Annotated in this window: 13 protein-coding genes; 2 read left to right on the forward strand and 11 right to left on the reverse strand. The window is 40.7% G+C overall.

All coding sequences use genetic code 11. The features are described 5' to 3' along the window. The 6 genes from N8L33_RS08350 to N8L33_RS08375 form a co-directional block, all read right to left on the reverse strand. The coding region (locus tag N8L33_RS08350) for a mucin-binding protein (RefSeq protein WP_261059582.1) at positions 1 to 7,918 on the reverse strand (7,918 nt) is incomplete at its 3' end. A 569-nt stretch (positions 7,919 to 8,487) separates the two neighbouring features. Beyond that, positions 8,488 to 9,831: an asparagine--tRNA ligase gene (asnS, locus tag N8L33_RS08355; protein WP_419991842.1), complete on the reverse strand. Its 1,344-nt coding sequence runs from the start codon at positions 9,829 to 9,831 to the stop codon at positions 8,488 to 8,490. Between the two features lie 18 nt (positions 9,832 to 9,849). Beyond that, on the reverse strand, positions 9,850 to 10,215 hold the full coding sequence (locus N8L33_RS08360; protein WP_261059583.1) for a VOC family protein: 366 nt from the start codon (positions 10,213 to 10,215) through the stop codon (positions 9,850 to 9,852). Further along, on the reverse strand, positions 10,208 to 11,395 hold the full coding sequence (locus N8L33_RS08365; protein WP_261059584.1) for a pyridoxal phosphate-dependent aminotransferase: 1,188 nt from the start codon (positions 11,393 to 11,395) through the stop codon (positions 10,208 to 10,210). The genes N8L33_RS08360 and N8L33_RS08365 overlap by 8 nt, the downstream gene beginning before the upstream one ends. After that, complete coding sequence (locus N8L33_RS08370; RefSeq protein ID WP_261059585.1) at positions 11,392 to 11,880, reverse strand: cell wall elongation regulator TseB-like domain-containing protein; 489 nt, start codon at positions 11,878 to 11,880, stop codon at positions 11,392 to 11,394. The genes N8L33_RS08365 and N8L33_RS08370 overlap by 4 nt, the downstream gene beginning before the upstream one ends. Before the next feature lie 300 nt (positions 11,881 to 12,180). Next, a complete protein-coding gene (locus N8L33_RS08375) occupies positions 12,181 to 13,377 on the reverse strand; it encodes an MFS transporter (protein ID WP_261059586.1) in 1,197 nt (398 codons plus the stop codon). Between the two features lie 391 nt (positions 13,378 to 13,768). Between N8L33_RS08375 and N8L33_RS08380 the strand changes: the two genes are divergently transcribed. Continuing rightward, on the forward strand, positions 13,769 to 14,317 hold the full coding sequence (locus tag N8L33_RS08380) for an NADPH-dependent FMN reductase (RefSeq protein WP_261059587.1): 549 nt from the start codon (positions 13,769 to 13,771) through the stop codon (positions 14,315 to 14,317). 231 nt (positions 14,318 to 14,548) lie between these two features. On the opposite strand, the gene yaaA is transcribed toward N8L33_RS08380, so the two are convergent. From yaaA to N8L33_RS08405, 5 genes are all read right to left on the reverse strand, one after another. Further along, complete coding sequence (gene yaaA, locus N8L33_RS08385; protein WP_261059588.1) at positions 14,549 to 15,277, reverse strand: peroxide stress protein YaaA; 729 nt, start codon at positions 15,275 to 15,277, stop codon at positions 14,549 to 14,551. Positions 15,278 to 15,355: 78 nt separating this feature from the next. After that, positions 15,356 to 15,520 carry a YczI family protein gene (locus tag N8L33_RS08390; protein ID WP_049511965.1) on the reverse strand — a complete coding sequence of 55 codons (165 nt, stop codon included), beginning with the start codon at positions 15,518 to 15,520 and terminating at the stop codon, positions 15,356 to 15,358. A 64-nt stretch (positions 15,521 to 15,584) separates the two neighbouring features. Next, entirely contained in the window at positions 15,585 to 17,180 is a 1,596-nt protein-coding gene (locus N8L33_RS08395) for a hypothetical protein (protein ID WP_261059589.1), read from the reverse strand. A gap of 11 nt (positions 17,181 to 17,191) precedes the next feature. Continuing rightward, positions 17,192 to 17,602, reverse strand: a complete 411-nt coding sequence (locus tag N8L33_RS08400) for a peptide deformylase (RefSeq protein WP_261059590.1) — start codon at positions 17,600 to 17,602, stop codon at positions 17,192 to 17,194. Between the two features lie 114 nt (positions 17,603 to 17,716). Next, positions 17,717 to 20,413, reverse strand: coding sequence for a cation-translocating P-type ATPase (locus N8L33_RS08405; protein WP_261059591.1), 2,697 nt, complete (start codon positions 20,411 to 20,413; stop codon positions 17,717 to 17,719). Positions 20,414 to 20,719: 306 nt separating this feature from the next. On the opposite strand from N8L33_RS08405, the gene mntE reads away from it, so the two are divergent. Beyond that, entirely contained in the window at positions 20,720 to 21,904 is a 1,185-nt protein-coding gene (gene mntE, locus N8L33_RS08410; RefSeq protein WP_261059592.1) for a CDF family manganese efflux transporter MntE, read from the forward strand. The last annotated feature ends 19 nt before the right edge of the window (positions 21,905 to 21,923 follow it).

The raw sequence follows: 21,923 nt of genomic DNA on the forward strand, positions 1-21,923 counted from the left end.
AACCACTTTCTTTTTCTTTGATTTCATTTCCATCTTTGTCTTTAAAGAATGTTGTTACTTTTTCGTAGACATGTTCTACATCTCCGTTTGGTAGTTTCTTCGTTTCTACGAATCTATATTCTGGGATGTCTTTCTTATCTACTGAGCCTGGCTCACTTGGATAGTTCGGAATCTCATTGCCTTCTTTATCTTTGAAGAATGTATTCACTTTTTCGTAGACATGTTCTGTATCTCCATTTGGTAGTTTCTTCGTTTCTACGAATCTGTATTCTGGGATGTCTTTCTTATCTACTGTGCCTGGCTCACTTGGATAGTTCGGAATCTCATTGCCTTCTTTATCTTTGAATAATGTATTCACTTTTTCATAGACATGTTCTGTATCTCCATTTGGCAATTTCTTCGTTTCTACGAAGCGGTAACCTGGAATATCTTTCTTAGGTTGTTCGCCGTCTTCTCTTGGATAATTTGGAATAGATACTTCTTTACCATTTGGATCAACTGTCACATAAGACGTTGTAATCTTCGTATAGTTGATTGGTGTATCTTGACTCGGATCAGTTGGTAATGTTGGTGGCACATAACCTTTTGTTGGATCTTCTGGATCAACTGGTTTCAACGGATTTCCATCTTTATCTCTTGGAATGTAACCTGGAACATAAGGAATTACAATATCTTCCGTTGGTACACCTGGTTTAGTTGGATCACCGTTTGGATCATTTGGATAATCAATACGTGGAGAATTTGTTTGTCCTGGAACGTTTGGAATCAAGGCTCCAAGTTTCTTATAGACAACTTTTTGAACGATATCTTTGTCTTCAGCCTTAACAGTTTGATCCTTGGTAGATGCCTCAATATCTCCACTTACTGCAATATAACCTTTTACAAGTGGAAGTTTATTACCAGAAAGAACATCAGTTGGAGCTGCTTTCCATTCACCATAAGTAACTTCACCTGTTACTAAGTTCACCTTAGCATCACGAGTGAATTTAACGGATGAAGTCACAGAAGTAGTAACCTCTTTTCCATCTCCATCAACATAAGTAATTGTACGAGTTACTTCTTCTGAAGTTGTCAAATCCTTAATGTTTTCAGGCCATACTGGTGAATTTGGATCCTCTGGATCAATTGGTTGACCTGGAACTGGTGTCACATCACTAGGAGTAACTGGAACAAGGCGTGGTTGAACAGTGACAACAAATTTTTGAACAACATTCGTATCATTATCAAATGATTGCTTGTTGCCATCAGCTTTTGTAAACTCATCAGACACAAGTTCGTAGCCAAGTTTTTTCAGTGCGTTAATACGTTCTGCAGTTGAGTAGTTCATTTCAGAACCAGAATCACCTTGAAGGATATCCACTTCACCAAGAATTGTTCCGTTAGTATCTTTGTAAGTTACAGTTGCAACTTGTGTATCAGACTTCACTTCATAAACAGTTGGTGTATACTTAGCTTTCGCTACAGTACCATTAGTATCTTTATGTACAATAGTTACTCCTGTTGCAGCTCCAACGAAATCTTTATTTGGTGTGAAAGTTACCTTACCTGTTGGATCAACAGTATATGTTCCTTCGTTTGGAACTGTTTTACTTGTTGTACCATCTTCAAATGTAGCAGGAACAGTATTGTCCATTGGTACATCTTTATGACCAGGTACAAATGTTGGTGTACCAGATTGAGGAGTGTTCTTAGGACCTGTAGAACCTGTATCCACACCTGTTGGTGTAACTGGAGTTACAGTTGGAGTGTAACTTGACTCAACAGTTGTACCATTTGTAGGATCTGTTACAACTACTTTAGCTGGGTCTGGTGTTCCAACGAAGTCTTTATTTGGTGTGAAGGTTACTATACCAGTTGGATTGATTGTATATGTACCAACTGTCTTACCATCCTTAGTAGCTGGGATAGTGGTTTCCTCAGTTCCAACGAACTTAGCTGGATTATCTGTTGTTGGTTTCAACTCAGTTCCATCAGCATGTTTATATGTTGGAGTACCTGTCTGTGCCTTACCTTGGATATCAGTTGATGTAGCAGGTGTTGTAGTTGGTGCTACTGGTGTATAGATAACGTACACTGTACTATCAGTTGACTCGTTTGTTACCTCAAGACTTGGAACAGTTTTCTTATTATAAGTATAATTAGCTACTTCTGGAGAAACCACTTCCTCAAGAGTTTGTGCTGCTGACCAGTCAGTATATTCCACATTTCCTGTTACTAAGTTAATACTTGCGCTACGTGTGAAGGTTACTGTTTGAACTTTATCAACTGTTACTGCTTTACCATTCTCATCATTGTAGCGGTACTTGATTGTACGAGTAACTGTCTTAGTTAACTCAAGATTTTCTGCAGTACTTGGCCATACAGGTGAGTTTGGATCTTCTGGATTAACTGGCTGTCCTGGAACAGGTTTCTCATCATTTGGAGTCACTGGTTCCACACGTTGTTTAACTATTACATTGAAGTTTTGATTTACCGCTGTGTCGTTATCAAACAGTTTATCAGCTGTCGTTGCTGCAGCGAAACTGTCTTCTACTAACGTATAGCCAGCTTTTTCAAGAGCTGCAATTGCTTTTTCACGATTAATAAAGTCGATAGCACCGTTATAAACACCTTCTACTGTCTCAACAGATGCTGCTGGTACTTTAGCTGAATCTATCGCAACTTCTGCACCAGTTGTCACATCATAGTAAGAAATAGTTGCTGTTTGAACATTCTTTCTATAAGTATATGTTACAGTAGTTGTATCATTTGTAACCTTACCTGAAACATTCTTAGTACCTTCATCAACCGTACCATTTGTTGTTGCCACTTTAACAAGAGTGTAACCAGGAATTTCTTTTGGCTCAGTTGTAAATGGAGTTGTTACTTTTTCGTTGTTTACTGGAGTTGTTGAAGGAGAGATAACGTTACCTTCTTCATCCTTATACTCAACAATGACCGTTCCATCTTCAGCAACAACAGTTGGAGTGTAAGTAGTTGTTACAGTAGTACCGTTGATATCTGCAATTTGCACACGCACTGGTGTAGCTTTACCTGTAAACTCCTCAGTTGGTTGGAATGTAATAACATTATTTGTTTTATCAAGAGTGTAAGTCCCTTCACCATCAACCGTAACAGTGGTTACAGAGTTTCCGTTCGCATCAAGAAGTGTCACAGTATTCTTATCAAGAGCTACTGATTTTGGTTGACCATCTTCACCTAGTACTTCAGATGTTTCTCCTTTAGCGAAGTTCAATGTTGTAGCATCTGTATCAGGGGTGTCAAAAACAATTTGTGACGTTTGCGCTTGACCTTGCTTACCAACTGTCGCTGATTCTTTAGCTGTTGGGGCTACAGGAACTACTGTTGGAATATAAGTAGCTGTACCTGTGATGACTGTTGATTCACCTTTTTCATTAGTAATAGTCGCTGATGCTTGAACTGTTACTGGTGCTGGTGTTCCTTTATAAGTTGCAACTGGTTGGAATGTTACTACACCTGTTGTTGAATCAATTGTGTATGTACCAACGTTTTCAACAGTCACTGAAGTTGCAGTCGTTGGATTTCCAGTAGCTGGATCTACAAGTTTGTAATTTGATACTGGAGCACTCTTATCTGATGATGAGAATGGTGGTGTTTCTGACTGCTGTTCACCTTGGATATTCTTAGATGTTACATTTTCACCAGTAATCGTGATTGGTGTTACAGTTGGTTTATAAGTAGCTGTTGCTGTCTCACCATTTGAATCTGTTGCTTGAACAGTTACTCCTGTCCCTTCTCCAGTAAATGTTGGAACTGGTACGAAGGTTACAACACCTGTTGTTGGATTAATTGTGTATGTTCCTTCATTTGCGATTGTAACACTAGTAGTTGGTTGTATAGTTGTGGGATCAAGCAACTGACGTTTCGCAATTGTTACTGATGAATCTGACGTTTCAAATTCTGGTGTTCCAGTTTGTGTTTTGCCTTGAACGTCTGTAGATACTGCATTTTCAGCTGTCATAGTGACATCTGTGACAGTTGGTGTGTAAGTAGTCGTTACAGTAGTACCATTTGCATCTGCAATACGTACACTAACTGGTTTTGTAACAGTTCCTGTGAATGTTGCGACTGGTTGGAAAGTAATAACATTTGTCGCTGTATCCAGTGTATAAGTTCCCTCATTTGCAACTGTTACAGATGTTACAGCATCACCATCTGCATTAAGAAGAGTTACTGATGCTGTATTAAGATCAACAGATTTTGTTGTATTTGCATCAATAGCAACTGTTCCTTTAGCAAAGTTTACAGTTGTATCATCTGTGTCTGCTACGTCAAACTTAATAGCAGAAGTTTGGGCTTTCCCTTGAGGTCCAGTTGTTTGAGACGCTACTGCTGTTGGTTTTACTGGAACTACTGTTGGTGTATATGTAGCTGTCGCAGTTGCAGTAATATTAGCATTGTTAGTATCTGTACCTAAAATAGCAGTTAGTTTGACAGTTACTGGAGTTGCTGGTCCTGTGAATGTTGGAAGTGGTTTAAAGGTTACAACACCTGTTGCTGGGTTAATTGTATAAGTTCCCTCATTTGCAACTGTTAAAGTATCAACTAGACTACCGTCAGTTGCAACCAACTTAGCTGGTAATGTTGCACTTGGTGAGATGGTTGAACCATCACCTACAGAAGTAAAGGTTGGTGTTCCTGTTTGAGTAACTCCTTGGATATCAGATGATGTAGCATCGTGACCTTCAATCGTGTCTGTTACTGTAATGTGGTAAGTAGTTGTAGCTGTTGATGAGCCAGCCCCATGATCCACACCAGATTCAGTTCCACCTATTGTAGCATCTGTAGTGTAATTGCCATTACTATCAATAACGTCAACTGTTACTGTATAGACTCCCACTTCATTCAGTGTATAACCACTGGCAAGATTATAGTTACTTGCATCTTGTTTAGTATCATAAGCCTTCTGAACTCCTGAAGGAGATGTTACCGTAATACGAGTAATGTAAGTTGTTTTTCCGTACTTAGTATCTTCTGTATCAGAGATTGTCACTGCAGCTTTTGCTTCATTACGGAGATCTACCGCAGTTCCTTTTGTAGACGTATAATCCTGTGAACTTGCTGTTGGTTTTGTATTAACTACAGTTGCAACATCTGAGTTTGTCGCAATTGTGCCTCTAATAATACCACCAAATCCTGATTTAGTTTGCACCTCCCAAGAATTGTCACCCAATTTGGTAGCAGTCACTTCTGTACCATCTGATGAAGACCAAGTATTGGAATGTTTATCATAAGTGATTGTTACTGACATTCCATCACCTGCTTGACTAGTATTCTGAGAAGAATATACAGTGAGTGGGCGAGTTGGTGTATCAACACTTGTTACTTTACCATTTATATCTAGCTGACGAGTATACTCATAGATGTAGAATTTCATTGCTCCATCTTGTTGCGCTTCAGTATACACTTCGCGTTTTGTCCACGTTGTAGTTCCATCACCATTTGGTGTCTTTACTTCAGCATAATCAGCTGGAAGTTCCCAATGACCAGATGTACTGTTTAATTTTGCGATGTGTTTTTGACCGTCAGTTCCAGTTAATTCAACTTGTTCACGTAGGAAAGTTCCCTTAACATTTTCAGATGATGATTCTACTTTAATGTTATCCACACCAACTTTTGCGGTTGCTTCTGATGTGACGGGAATATTAAAGACAGTATTAGAATCTACGGCACCTAATTCTTGATTTTCAGTAACTGCTGTATTGGTTGAGCCACTATCTACAAGCCACTTACCGTTAACCACTTTTAGATTTGTTACAGTTCCATCTGGCATCGTTACTTTTGCACTTGTTGCACCTTTAGAGATTTTAACAGGAACTGTTGTTGAGTAAGTTTCAACGTTTTGAACCTCAACTTTGGGTTTCACCACAACTGTGAGGGAAGCATGCGCCTCTTGACCTGATTGGTTCCAAACATTATTATTAGCCAGTTTATCGTAATCTTTAGCATATACTGAGACAGTATAGATACCTGCCTCCGTAACCTTCCCTCCAATAATAGCATTACCCTTATTGGTTCTACCATTAGCTTGCTCATCTTTTGTACTATCAGAAAGACTGTAGTTGGTCCCAGGAATCAACACTTTAGAATCATCTAAAGTCGTTCCTGTAGTATTATAGCCTGACACACCAGTCACAGCTGGTGAATTCTGTTTACGAACTGTAATTACCTTGCCTTCAGCTGTTGTATAATTATAGTTTCCAGCAGTACCCTTAGGAATCGCACTTGATCCAGCATCATCATAAAATCGGATATTGATATTCGCATCATCACCTACAGTACGTTCATAACGAGCAGAATCAGATTCTATTGTAGGAGGTGTGGTGTCTTGCCACCCTACCCAACCAGCACGTAAATTCTGAAGTCGAAAAGTTACTGAACGACCGTCAGTATGGCTTGCAGTTACATCAAAACGTAAATCATATACCCCGTTTTCAATATTGGCAGAGATCACCCCTTGAATAGTATCTGTAGCCTCATCATATGCTAAACCAGGAACAAGGTTGGTTGGTGTTACAGAAGTAAGACTCCAGCCAGCTTGCTTAGCAGCCTCTGTAACAGCAATACGATCTTTTAATCCTTTAATATATACGCGATCAATTCCTTGTTCGTATCCATATCCGTAAATTTCAGTAGCTAGGTATTCATACCCACCGTTAGCTGAATAAATCGCAGTTGCTGCATTTGAAATCCTTGAACCATCTGCACGAAGTTTATTTCTCCATAAAGGAGCCTCTTCTGCTAACTTTTTAGCAGCCTCTGGTGTTAAAGGATAATCAACACGCCCTGTATTATTATGTCCTCTTGTTCCACCTTGTTCAGTATGCATCCCATTTCCAGCATTTTGTTGATCTCCATCACGTTGGTTAGAATACACAACTACTTCTAGGCCTGAAGTATCAGTTCCAGCCCCTTTGGTTAGTGTAATTTCTTGGTGTGGAATTGTATATGTATCTGATCCTGTATGGATTGTTGCATTTATTTCTGAAGCATGAGTAGTACTTGTAGATCTTTCAGCATAAAAATCTTGTGCTGCCAACACTACAGCAAATTTCCCATCACGACCAATTCCTGCTTTTTTAAGCTCACTGTAAACCGCAAGAATTGATTCATTTAAGCGGGCTAATTGGGCATCTACTTGTTCCTTTGTGACACTCTTGTCAGCTAAAAGAATTTTTGATTCGTCAATTACGGATTGGTTCTTGGCTACCGCTGCTTCAATTGCAACTCGATTCTCTTCTGCTACTTCCTTCTTACGAAGTTCTGTAACCGCAAGTGTATTGGTTACATCTGCTTCTGATGAAACTTTATCGAGTTCTGATTTAGCTTCTGAAAGAGCTTTTTCTGTTGGTGTAGCGTTTCTTTCTACTTCTTCTTTTGCTACCTTATCTTTATCAGCCTGTTCTTTCTCGAATCCAAGTTTATTTGATTCAGTTACAACTGTTTTCAATGAAGCAAGAATATCTTTTTGAATATTTACCTCTTCTTGCTTGGCAGTTTCATTTGCCAAAACAGCTTTCGCAGTAGCTAAAGCTTCACGAACATTGGCTACAACTGAGGCATCCGCATACTTAGCATTAGATAATGCAGCCTCTAAATTTGAAATACTCGTTTCAAGAAGTGACTTATTTACTTTAAGTTCTTCTTTCTTGGGTGTTTCAATTGTCTTATCAACCAACTGGATATTACTTTTTCCTAATTCTGGAGAAGGTTTTTCTACTTTTTGAATATTTTCTTTAGAGTCTGAAACTGGATTTTGTTCAATAGCTGAAACTGCTCCATTTCCCAAAAACATTAAACCAGCCGCAATCGCTACCGATGCCGCACCGAAACTATACTTACGAATACCGTAACGTATATACTTTTCCGTTCTAAAATCTTGTTGTTTACCCTTCATTAGACTTAGAACCTCCTTTATGCATGTTTTTTAATATTGAATTGAAGTATCCAGACAAATAGAAAGCCCCCCCCCCTTAAATTTTTTAGTAATATCAAGAGGTTATCATCTTAAAAAAGGGTTGCCCAATAATTATCAATATCACTTAATATTGTATCATTCCACTATTATTAATTCAAGTTTCATGCTTGTATATATTTATGGTTTCAATCTAATACTTCCTTGAAGAAAATAGTACAAATACCCATTTTTGAACAAGAACATTAATGCGCTAGGATATGGAATTCTATTCTAAACAACTAATAGTATGTTTCTAGCACAAATTCAATTTTATAAGAAAAGGAAGTAAATATAGTGGATTAAAATAAGATATGAACAAACTGATTAAGAAAGGCAAATTAATTTCTAGAAATATTTTAGCAGACACAGTGTACTGTTCTAGATTCAATACACTATATTTTCACGAAAAGCGCATATTATCAAGAGCCGATTTTGAAAACCTGATAATATTTCCTTTCGTTTCTAGAGATTTCTATAGAAAAAAACGCCACAATGGGCGTTTCCTATTCTTACGGTTTGATACGATGCAACATACGTGGGAATGGGATAGCTTCACGGATGTGTTTTGTTCCTGCTGCGAAGGTGACCATACGCTCGATACCGATACCAAATCCTCCATGTGGAACTGTACCGTATTTACGAAGGTCAAGGTAGAATTCATATTCTGTACGATCCATCCCAAGTTCATCCATCTTAGCTACAAGAGCATCGTAGTATTCCTCACGCATAGACCCACCGATGATTTCTCCATAGCCTTCTGGAGCAAGCAAGTCTGCACAAAGCACGCGCTCTGGATTTCCAGGAACTGGTTTCATGTAGAAGGCCTTGATGGCTGCTGGGTAGTTCATGACAAATGTTGGTACACCAAAGTGGTTTGAGATCCACGTTTCGTGTGGTGAACCAAAGTCATCACCATGCTCAAGATGCTCGTAGTCAGCATCTTCATCATTTTCATGCTCTTGCAAGAGGTCAATGGCTTGATCGTAAGTGATACGTTTGAATGGCTCTGCAATGTAGCGTTTCAAAAGTTCTGTATCACGTTCCAAGGTTTCCAAGGCTTGAGGCGCACGGTCAAGAACACCTTGTAGAAGAGCTTTCACATAAGCTTCTTGCAAGTCAAGTGATTCATCGTGTGTCAAGTATGAGTACTCTGCGTCCATCATCCAGAACTCAGTCAAGTGACGGCGCGTTTTTGATTTTTCAGCACGGAATACCGGACCAAAGTCAAAGACACGACCAAGAGCCATAGCCCCTGCTTCTAGGTAAAGCTGACCTGATTGACTCAAGTAAGCTGGTGTTCCGAAGTAGTCTGTTTCAAAGAGTTCTGTTGAATCTTCTGCCGCATTTCCTGAAAGAATTGGGCTATCAAACTTCATGAAGCCGTTCTTGTCGAAGAACTCATAAGTCGCATAAATGATAGCGTTACGGATTTGCATAACCGCTACTTGCTTACGAGAGCGAAGCCACAAGTGACGGTTATCCATCAAAAAGTCTGTTCCGTGTTCTTTTGGTGTGATTGGGTAATCTTGAGACTCACCGATCACTTCGATGTCTGTGATATCCAACTCATAGCCAAACTTAGAGCGTTCGTCTTCTTTGACAATCCCTGTCACATAAACAGAAGTTTCTTGGCTCAAGCGTTTGATGACATCAAACTTCTCAAGTCCCACTTCTTCACCAAATTTTTCTACAAAGTTTGGTTTAAAGGCTACACCTTGGAAGAAGGCTGTTCCATCACGCAATTGCAAGAAGGCGATTTTCCCTTTTCCTGATTTGTTGGCAACCCAAGCGCCAATCGTCACTTCCTGACCAACATAGTCTTTTACATCAATAATCGTTACACGTTTTGTCATTATTTTTCCTTTTCTTTTTTATTCTTTATGGCAAACCACTTCTATATTGTTCCCATCTGGGTCAATCATAAAAGCAGCATAGTAAATCGGATGCTCACTGCGATAACCAGGAGCCCCATTGTCTCGCCCTCCTGCTTCTAGGCCAGCCTCATAACAAGCTTGAACCTCTTCCTTATTTTCTGCTAAAAAAGCAAAGTGAATAGGATCTTGTGTCCCCTGAGCCAGCCAAAAATCACCACCAGGATGAGGGCTGTTCGGGGCAAGAAAACTGATTAGAGAACTAGTCCTAAAAACCAATTCATATCCTAAAGGAGCGAGAAATCTCTTATAAAATCCTTCTGAAATGTGTAAATCTTTTACCTTAATTTCAAAATGATCAATCATTCTCACTACCCATAAATGCTTTCAAGCGACTAACTGCCTCTTTAAGCGTATCTAGGTCTGTCGCATAGCTGAGGCGCACATTTTCTGGCGCTCCAAAACCTGCTCCTGTTACCAAGGCCACTTCGGCTTCTTCTAGGATAGCGGTTGTAAAGTCTGTCACATCGGTATAGCCTTTCATATCCATTGCCTTTTTAACATTTGGGAAGAGATAGAAGGCTCCTTGCGGTTTGACTACTTCAAATCCTGGCACTTCCGCAAGAAGGGGATAAATGGTATTGAGACGTTCCTCAAAGGCCTGACGCATGCTTTCTACAGTATCTTGCTCACCTGATAGGGCCTCAACTGCTGCATACTGGGCTACTGCTGAAGGGTTAGAGGTTGTTTGACCAGCAATCTTGGACATGGCAGCAATAATGTCTGCTTCACCGACAGCATAACCAATCCGCCAACCTGTCATAGCATAAGTTTTAGACACACCATTGATGACCACTGTTTGCTTGCGAATTGCTTCAGATAGACTAGAGATTGGTACGAACTCATTCCCGTTATAGACCAAACGACCATAAATATCATCTGCTAGGATGAGAATGTCATGTTCAACAGCCCAGTTTCCGATTGCCAAGAGCTCCTCACGGGTATAAATCATTCCTGTCGGATTAGATGGCGAATTCAACACCAAAACCTTGGTCTTGTCTGTGCGAGCTGCTTCCAACTGCTCTACTGTCACCTTAAAATGATTGTCTTCCTTAGCAGGAACAAAGACGGGAACTCCCTCAGCCATCTTGACTTGGTCTCCATAGCTGACCCAGTATGGGGTTGGGATGATCACTTCATCACCTGGATTGACCACTGCCATAAAGAAGGTATAGAGAGAATATTTGGCTCCTGCAGCAACTGTCACTTGATTTGGTGCAACAGAATAGCCGTAAAAGCGCTCAAAGTAGCTATTGACCGCCGCCTTGAGTTCTGGCAAACCTGAGGTTACTGTATAAAAAGAAGCACGCCCATCTTGAATCGATGCAATGGCGGCATCTTGGATATTTTTTGGAGTAGTGAAATCTGGCTCACCTAAGGTTAGAGACAGGATATCTCTTCCCTCAGCCTTCAATGCTTTAGCACGGGCTCCAGCAGCCAAGGTCACACTTTCTTCCATTTCTAAAACACGGTTGGATAGTTTCATAGGCCCTCCTTATTGACCAATGCTCCTGTTTCAAAATCTACTAGATAAAAATTAGAGCCTGACTTGACTTCCCAGATTGGCTTATCTTGATAACGGCCAAAGGTTATCTTGTCAATCTCGCCTGCTCCTTTTTCCTTAGAAACCGCTTCTGCTTTTTCTTGTGAAACACCCTGATTTAGCTGATAAACGTAGATCTTATGGTCATCTTTCCCAATCAGGACAGCAAGTGCTTCTTGTTTTTTATTACGACCAAGAACGCTATAATAGGATTCCAAGCCATTGTATAAGTCAACCTGATCAGCCTGCTCTAATCCTGCATACTGCTGAGCTAATTTTTCTCCTTCACTTTTAGCTGTTTGATAGGGTTTCATACCCAGAAACACCAGATACAGAAAGGAAGCACTGATAACCACAAACAAAATCGTCATCCCTAGACCATACTGCCACAGTAGATTATTTTTTGCTTTGTTTTGTCTTTTTTTCACTCGTCTATTTTACCATCTATTAGGCTTTATTACAAGTGAATGCAAGAATACTCTTCGAAAATCTCTTCAAACCACGTCAGCTTTATCTGCAACCTCAAAGCTGTGCTTTGAGCAACCTGCGGCTAGCTTCCTAGTTTGCTCTTTGGTTTTCATTGAGTATAAGCAACCAATTCTATTTCTTCCTTCAAAGGAAACAGATTTTTCTTAGTTAAAACCGAGCAGGAAAAGTAAAGACAACTCCAAAATCAACCTATTAAAAAACCTGAGCTTTGATACTCAAGTTTTCGTAATTTTTTTGATCTATGGGATCACTTTATCATTCATTCTTTTAGCCATTTTGCCTAAAAAAATAGGTAGCAGAAGGCTAATTATGACTAAGAAGGATCCTAAATAAAGAAATGCTACTACAAAGCCTAAATGGTCAATCAACCAGCCTGTCAGTGGAAAGAACACAATCATACTTAGGCTAAACATCATAGAATAGACACTCAGCATGGTTGCCCTTACTTCACTTGGAAGGCGCCCTTGTAAATCATTGTCAAAAATCGGCTTAAAAAGAGCATGCAGAGCATTACTAATCAAATAAATCAGAATATAGATTAGAGGTGTTCCAAAGTAGGACAGCATATAGGTGACTCCAGTCAGCAGGACGAGGATAGGGAAAAGCTTCAAGGCAGCATATTTCTTTCCAATCTTACTCGCTAGATAGACTGCGACGATATTTAAGAGACTACCAAGTAGCATAACTGCTGAAATTTGCCAACCACTTAAATCTGGTAACTGATTTTGATAGTAAAAATAAAACATGCACATGAGTACTCCGACAATCTGAGATAAAATCATCCAGTTTAAAAGCATGGGATTTCTCTTCAACTCATCCTTAACAGTCCAAATAATTTGTTTCATGGTCACACTATCAGCTTTTTCTACTTTGACACTTGGTTCTTTCAGCATCCAAATCAGGAAAATAACTATGATAGAAGTCGCAATCATGATATAGTAGGTCAGGTGCAATTGACCATGGACAAAAAATCCCGCCAACACTGTCCCCAAAGACTGAGTTCCTTCTGACACTCCCGATAGGAAACTTGAAATGGATAGGTAACGCTCCTTTAGTCCAGCCTCTACAGCCGAGTCATAGACCATTGCTGCGCTTGTGCCTGAATCAAAATTATAAGACAAGGCACTTACCGCCATCGCTAAGGCATAAATCCAAAAATTTCCCTGCCCAGCCAACATGAGAATAGAAGACAGAATCCCTGCTATACGACTTAAATAAAGGTTGGTCTTATAGGAATAGCGGTCAGCTAACATTCCAGATGGAATTTCACAGAGAAGACTGGTCGTATGAAAGATACTTTCCAGAAGTCCAATCTGCCAAAGAGACATGCCGTTTTGACTGAGAAAGAGAATCCAAAAACTGGTAATCCCTAGAAATGCAAAAAACTCAACTCCGGCCATCAGGCCAATATTTTTCCGATAATTTCTTATTAACATCTTTTCTCCTTAACAAGTGTATTATTATTTCTTTTGTCCGTCACTTGTTAATCTTTGCCTTACATGATCTCCACCCCTTTTTAGAAGCATTCTTCAATGCCATTATTGTTCCTTTAATGATTTATGAAATGATACCGGAAAATAGCTGTTCTGCGATTTCTATTGCGAGTTTTCTTGTTTATTTTAGCACTTATGTCATCATATTACAAGAGAATGTTAGAATACTCTTCGAAAATCAAATGCATTCCAGTCGCAAGTGATTAGAGTTTCTACAATTTTATAGTTTTCAAATAAACTCTGAGCAAATTTCTTGCAAGTCCTTTTGTTTTGTTGTAATATATTTTATAACAACGAGAGAGTTCTCGAAAATTTAAGAAAAAGGAGACACATCATGTCTAAAAAAGTATTATTTATCGTCGGATCCCTACGTCAAGGTTCTTTCAACCACCAAATGGCTCTCGAAGCTGAGAAAGCACTTGCTGGTAAAGCGGAAGTTAGCTATCTTGATTATTCAACTATTCCTCTCTTCAGCCAAGATTTGGAAGTTCCAACTCATCCAGCTGTAGCGGCTGCTCGTGAAGCGGTTCTCGCTGCGGATGCCATCTGGATCTTCTCTCCAGTCTACAACTTCTCTATCCCTGGAACAGTAAAAAACTTGCTTGACTGGCTATCTCGCGCCCTTGACTTGTCTGATACACGTGGCGCTTCTGCCCTTCAAGACAAGTTTGTCACAGTATCATCTGTAGCCAATGCAGGTCACGATCAACTCTTCGCTATCTATAAAGACCTCTTGCCATTTATCCGTACGCAAGTCGTTGGTGATTTCACGGCTGCACGTGTTAATGACTCTGCCTGGGCAGACGGAAAATTGGTTCTCGAAGAATCAGTCCTAAACTCACTTGAAAAACAAGCTCAAGACTTGGTCAATGCGATCAAGTAACTAACATAATAAAAGCGAACACGACTACTTTTCTGACACTCAGAAGACTAGCTTGTTCGCTTTTTTCTCATTTATAAACTAATACTCAATGAAAATCAAAGAGCAAACTAGGAAGCTAGCCGTAGGCTGTACTTGAGTACGACAAGGCGAAGCTGACGTGGTTTGAATTTGATTTTCGAAGAGTATAAAATAGCTGATGATACATATTGTCCAATACAAAATATCTTATTTCTAAACTTCCTTTACAAAAACCAATTCCTGTGGTTGTGACAAATCTTCTCGGTACTTAAATCCTGCAAAGCTTAAACGACGAGCTTCCTCCACCGTCTGTACTTGATTTTCGATAAGGGCTGTCAGGAAGTCACCACGTGCTTTCTTAGAAATAGTTGAGTGAATTTTCAGCTGGCGGCCTCTATCCTCCATGAATTTGAAGGTCACCATCTTTTCTCTGATTTCCTTAGAAAACACAGTCTCAAACTCGGATGACAAGAGAGAGAAAATCACTTCTTCCTGCCTCAGAGCTCCATCATAGGCTGTCTTCCAATGGCTCTTCAAAGTCTTACCAGCGACTTTCAACTTCATCAAAAAATCCAAACGGTGAGGAGCTATAGGTGACAAGGCTGGAACGACTCCGTACAAAGCCGAAGTAATAAAGACATGATTTTCAAGATAGGCTTGTTCTACCTCGCTCAACTTATCTCTCTTGATATGACGGTACATAAGCCCATCAAAAAGTTTCAAGGCTGGGTAGTGTTGAGCAGTTTGCCTTTTCAAAGCTTGGATATTTTGAAATTCTTCCGCCGCCTTCTCGGCTGATACCTTGTAAAAACTCTCCAATTGACTAGCAGAATAGAGGGCCAAGGCATCCAGCACGGCCTGACTTTCTGGTTTTAAAGGAGCGGCTTCAATACTTGGCAAATCTGTGTTCATTTCTTTTGCTGTTGGGATTAAAATTTTCATATTAATAGTGTAGCATATTTTTTAGCCACAACCAAGAAATTCATCTGAAAAACCTCGGTTTGACCGAGGTTTCTCTGTTTATTTGGGCCATCCTAACCAGACAGCCACGAGAACAAGGGCTAGGCCAGCTAAACTTGTTAAGATAGATAAGAATTTATCTTTTTTCTCCTTGAACTGAGAAAAACCTATCTTCAAAGCGAGCAGTCCGAGTAGCATTGAAGCAAGCATCAAATAAAACCCCATTTGTTTGTCCTCCATTAGGCTTAATTTACTTTATTATAACATATATTTCTTAAATAAACCTTTTTTACTGCACTTTAAAGGTCTTGAGATAGTTGTCTTTTCCTACTTGACCTTCGAAGGTTTTACCATTTTCAAGGTAAGGAAGGTCATCTGATACTGAGGCCTTGACCTTGTATATCTTGCCATCAACTTTAAAGAAGTAGACAGTATCACCTTTGATAACAGCTGATTTGAGGTCTGCTACCACACCCTTGATGCTTTCTGTTGTTGCATTGTCAATTTCAAGGTCGTTTTTATTGGCGTACTTGCTGAGCAGTTCTTCCACTGTCGTAGCTACGATGACATTCTGGTACTCGACTGCGTCTACCAGAGCATACTCTTTGACCAAACCAGCATTGTCCTTCAAGCCCATGATATACAGAGGTTTGTCATTGAGGTTGATTAGGATTGGGAAGGTTGCCTTGTAGGATTTCTCTTGTACAGCACCTTCTGCTGATTCACGGGCCGATTCTTCGGTCGCAGAAGCCAAGCTGTACTTGGTGATTTCTCCTGTTCGCATATTCTCAAGGATGAAACCGAGATTACTTTCATCTGCATTGGCCGACGTCACACCTGTGTAGAGATAAATGTCATTTCCGATAGACAAGTAATTATAGCCCTTGGTAGTCTGGGTCACGTTTTTCTTGGAAATCATAGCATTCCAGAAACCATCCTTGTACTTGCCGTTGTAGTTGATTTGCTCAATGGTTTCCTCAGCTGGATAAACCCTGTCCACCCATTCTGGAACATCTGCCAAGCTGTATTCCTTGGTTTCTCCATTTGTGGCATCCAAGATAATGACTGAAACAGGACGAGGAACCGCTAAGCCAAATTGCTTTTGGTAAACCGTCGCCACATAGAAAGGATTGCCCTCATCGTCCACCTCGAAAGAGGGAGTTTTGAAGATCTTGGTTGGGTACTTCAAGCGCAGGTGACGTTTGACATCACGGTTAAAATACTCCGAGTCCGAATACTTGATTGGTGTCTTCAAGTCCACCAAGTCCGCATTTCCGGTCACCATGTCCACCTTAATATACTCACCGATTCCCTTGGCCTGATTATTAAACCACTTGATAGGGTCAGCGTATTCTAGCGGTGTAACTCGATAAGGTTTCCCATCAATCGTTAGTTGAGTATAGGTGTCTGCCGCCACGTACTGTGACACCTTATCCGTTAGGGAACCCAAGTAGCGGTCCCCAATTTTTTCAGCAGTACTTCTATCTAGGATAGGAACCTTACTGGTGTCACTCTTAGGAAATTCAGTAAACTCTTTTTCCGTAACCGTAACTACATTGGCATAATTTTTAGCCTGAAAAATGCTAGAAGTCACCAAGGAAACCAAAGCTGCCAAGAGAAGAATCCCTCCAATAGAAGCTAAAAGAATTTTCCCTAACCGATTGATTTTGAAACCCTCAAAATTTAAAGCAGCTTCCGCCTTGCCGTGGCGCACATGAACCGTTTTGACCAGATTGATTCCCTTGCAAAAGCCAAATAAGATAGCCACAACCAACAAATGCCCACAGAGGAAAAAGAGAAATTCCCAGCTGGTCAGGTTAAGAGGCGGTAAAAAGATATACCAGGTCGTTGCGATAAAAATAAGTTCAAAGACTATTCGTTTCATTTGCTTTCCTCCTAAATGATTCGTCCTTCTAAGTGATCCAGTTCATGCTGGCATATCTGAGCTGGGAAACCCGTCAAGGTCATGGTCTGTTCCTGCCACTTGCTGTCCCGATAAGCAACCCTTATGGTTTCATAACGCTTAGTTGATCTCACACCTACCAAGGACAAACAGCCTTCTTCTGCCTCATAAGGTCCTTCAAATGACAGGAGCACTGGGTTAAACATGACCACGGAAACCAAGCCAAGATTAAAAATAATCACGCGCTTCTGCACCCCAATCATATTGGCAGCTAGACCGACACAAGTCTCACGATTTGCTAAGAGTGTATCCTGCAAATCTCTGGCAAGATACAGATCATCCTGACTTGCCAGCTGAGATACCTGAGATAAAAACAAAATATCCTTCACAATTTTCTTTTCCACTTGCTCACACTCCTCTTGTTTTTTACTATATTATAGCAATTATAGCACAAAAGCCGATAACTGCAAGCCCTTTCCTTCAACTGTAGCAAAAAGCCATCCGAAGATGACTTTTTTTTAAATCGCATTCTTGTCAAAACCGAGTTTACGTTGAACAAACTTAACAATTTCGACGATGATAATCATTGAGAAGCTTCCGCCCATAACGATTCTCCATTGTGATAAGTCTAGTTTGGTTACGTGGAAGATTCCTTCAAGCGGTTCTACAACGATTGTTGCCATGAGAAGGATGAAGGATACCAAGATGGACCAGTTGAAGGTCTTAGACTTGAATGGGCCAACTGTCAAGATGGATTGGTAAACAGATTTCACATTGTAGGCATGGAAGAGCTGAATCAAACCAAGGGTTGCAAAGGCCATAGTAAGGGCATCCGCATGAATGGCATGATTGTCACCCACGTGAACTGGGTAAAGAAGGGCAAGACCATAGACACTCATAACAATAGCTGCTTGAAGTACACCTTGATAGATGATAGAACTCAAAACACCACCTGAGAAGAAGCTTGCCTTGCGTCCACGTGGTTCATGGTTCATGACACCAGGCTCAGCAGGTTCAACACCAAGAGCGATAGCTGGGAAAGTATCGGTTACCAAGTTGATCCACAAAAGATGAACTGGCTGCAAGACATCCCAACCAAACAAGGTTGATAGGAAAATGGTTAGTACTTCAGCAGTATTGGCAGAAAGTAGGTACTGAATAGTCTTTTGAATGTTTGAGAAGACCTTACGCCCTTCTTCAACTGCTACGATGATAGTCGCAAAGTTATCATCTGCAAGAATCATATCAGAAGCTCCCTTAGAAACCTCTGTACCAGTGATTCCCATACCGATACCGATATCTGCTGTTTTCAGAGCTGGTGCGTCATTGACCCCGTCACCTGTCATGGCAACGACCTTACCTTGTTTTTGCCAGGCCTTGACGATACGAACCTTGTGTTCTGGAGACACACGGGCATAAACAGAGTATTGACCTACCACTTTTTCAAAGTCTTCATCTGACAGTTCATTGAGTTCAGCACCAGTTAAAACGTGACCTTCTGTATCGTTTGCGTCAATGATTCCCAAACGTTTAGCAATAGCTTCTGCTGTGTCTTGGTGGTCACCTGTAATCATGATTGGACGGATTCCCGCTTCCTTGGCTACACGAACAGCTTCAGCAGCTTCAGGACGTTCAGGGTCAATCATCCCAATCAAACCAGTGAAGATTAAATCATTTTCAAGCTCTTCAGAAGTGAGGTTTTCTGGAATACTATCGATAATCTTATAAGCACCTGCAAGGACACGCAAGGCTTGGTGAGCCATTTCAGAGTTGTTTGTATGAATGAGGTTTGTAACCTTCTCATCAATCGGAGCAATATCCCCAGCCTTATCACGAAGAACACAACGTTTCAAAAGTTGGTCTGGTGCACCTTTGACTGCTACAAGGAAACGACCATCTGGCAATGGGTGAACCGTTGACATGAGCTTACGATCCGAGTCAAATGGCAACTCAGCTACACGAGGATATTTCTCTAAGAAACCTTTGACATCATAGCCCTTGTCCAAGGCATATTGAATGAAGGCTGTTTCGGTTGGGTCTCCGATCAGGTTTCCTTCCACATCGATTTTCGTATCATTGGCCAAAACAACGGAACGAAGTAGTGGCATTTCAAGACCTAGTTCAATGTCATCAGCTGAGTCATGTAGAACCGCATCGTAGAAGACTTTTTCGACTGTCATCTTGTTCATAGTCAGCGTACCAGTCTTATCAGAAGCGATGATTTCTGTTGAACCAAGTGTTTCTACTGCTGGCAACTTACGAACGATAGAGTTTCGTTTGGCCAAAACTTGAGTACCAAGGGCAAGAACGATGGTTACGATTGCAGGAAGTCCTTCTGGAATGGCTGCAACGGCAAGCGCAACAGAGGTCATCAACTCACCAAGTGGATTTTTCCCTTGAATGAAGACTCCAACTACAAAAGTAACAAGGGCAATGACCAAGATAGCATAGGTTAAGACCTTAGAAAGGTTGTTCAAGTTTTGTTTGAGTGGTGTATCTGTCTCATCTGCGTCTTGAAGCATGCCTGCGATATGACCGACTTCTGTGTACATACCTGTATTAACAACAACACCCATTCCACGACCATAGGTCACGTTTGAGTTTTGGAAGGCCATATTGACACGGTCACCAATACCAGCATCTGCAGCAAGCTCGACTGTCAAGTCTTTTTCAACTGGAACAGACTCACCTGTCAAGGCAGCTTCTTCAATCTTGAGAGAGTTGGCTTCTAGCAAACGTAAGTCCGCTGGTACCACATCACCAGCTTCAAGGGCAACGATATCTCCAGGTACCAATTCTTTAGAGTCAATCTCCGCCATATGCCCATCACGAAGAACGCGGGCAGCTGGACTAGACATAGACTTGAGGGCTTCAATAGCTTCTTCTGCTTTTCCTTCTTGGTAAACACCAAAGGCAGCATTAATGATAACCACGGCTAGGATAATAATGGCATCTGCGATATCTTCTCCACCAGAAGTCACAACTGACAAGATGGCCGCCGCAACTAGGATGATAATCATCAAATCCTTAAATTGCTCGATGAATTTGACCAGGATTGATCGTTTCTCGCCTTCTTCGAGTTCATTGTGGCCAAATTCGGCAAGGCGTTTCTGCGCTTCGCTAGACGAAAGACCTTGCTCAGTTGCTTCAACCGACTTCAAGACCTCTTCAGGACTCTGAGTGTAAAACGCTTGGCGTTTTTGTTCTTTTGACATGTGTCTCCTCCTTGACATTGTGTGCAAAACAGTTTCTCTTTTTCTCATCGTATCTTTTCACGATAAACAAAAAGAGACCTGTTAATCATAACAAGTCTCGCTGTTTAAGATAGGGCCGGAAAGCATACTTTTCAGTATAAAATTCGGAATGACGACACTATCACAGGTTTCTGCCAGCTACTCCCTTGAGTAGTACTATTATACCAAATTTTGGAAAGTTTTCAAAGAGTAAAAATTGCCTTATTTGAATTTTCCCTTGAAAACCAGTATAATGGTAGAATGCTATATGACTAGAAAGGAAGTTGAATGAAGCAATCTATTTCAAATCTCAAGTTGGCGGAACGTGGTGCCATTATCAGTATTTCAACCTACCTGCTCTTATCTGCAGCAAAATTGGCTACTGGGCATCTCCTTCATTCATCCAGTTTGGTAGCCGATGGTTTTAACAACGTCTCGGACATCATTGGAAATGTGGCCCTCTTAATTGGGATTCGATTGGCGCGCCAGCCTGCAGACCGTGACCATCGTTTTGGTCACTGGAAAATTGAAGATTTGGCTAGCTTAATCACTTCCATCATTATGTTCTATGTTGGATTTGATGTTCTAAGGGATACCATTCAGAAGATTCTCAGTCGTGAAGAAACGGTCATTGACCCTCTTGGTGCAACCCTAGGAATCATTTCTGCAACGATTATGTTTCTAGTTTATCTCTACAATACTCGCCTCAGTAAGAAATCCAACTCCAAGGCACTGAAGGTCGCTGCTAAGGACAATCTTTCCGATGCTGTCACTTCACTTGGAACTACCATCGCCATACTAGCTAGCAGTTTCAATTATCCGATTGTGGATAAACTGGTCGCTATCATCATCACTTTCTTTATTTTGAAAACTGCCTATGATATTTTCATCGAGTCTTCCTTTAGTCTTTCAGATGGTTTCGACGACCGTCTGCTTGAGGATTACCAAAAGGCTATCATGGAAATCCCCAAAATCAGCAAGGTTAAGTCGCAAAGAGGTCGCACCTACGGTAGCAACATTTACCTTGATATTACGCTAGAAATGAATCCTGACTTGTCTGTTTTTGAGAGTCATGAAATTGCGGATCAGGTCGAGTCTATGCTGGAGGAACGTTTTGGCGTCTTTGATACCGATGTCCATATCGAGCCAGCACCTATCCCTGAAGATGAAATTTTAGACAATGTCTATAAAAAATTACTTATGCGCGAACAATTGATTGACCAAGGAAATCAACTGGAAGAACTCTTGGCTGACGATTTTGTTTATATTCGCCAAAATGGAGAACAGATGGATAAAGAGGCCTATAAAGCCGAAAAAGACTTGAATTCTGCTATCAAGGATATTCAAATCACTTCCATCAGTCAAAAGACCAAACTCATCAGCTATGAGTTAGATGGTATCATCCACACCAGTATCTGGCGTCGCCACGAAACTTGGCAAAATATCTTCCACCAGGAAACCAAAAAAGAATAGAGAAATCCTGTCCATGAGA

The sequence above is a fragment of the Streptococcus mitis genome (assembly GCF_946188695.1).
In the GTDB taxonomy this organism is placed as follows: domain Bacteria; phylum Bacillota; class Bacilli; order Lactobacillales; family Streptococcaceae; genus Streptococcus; species Streptococcus mitis_DF.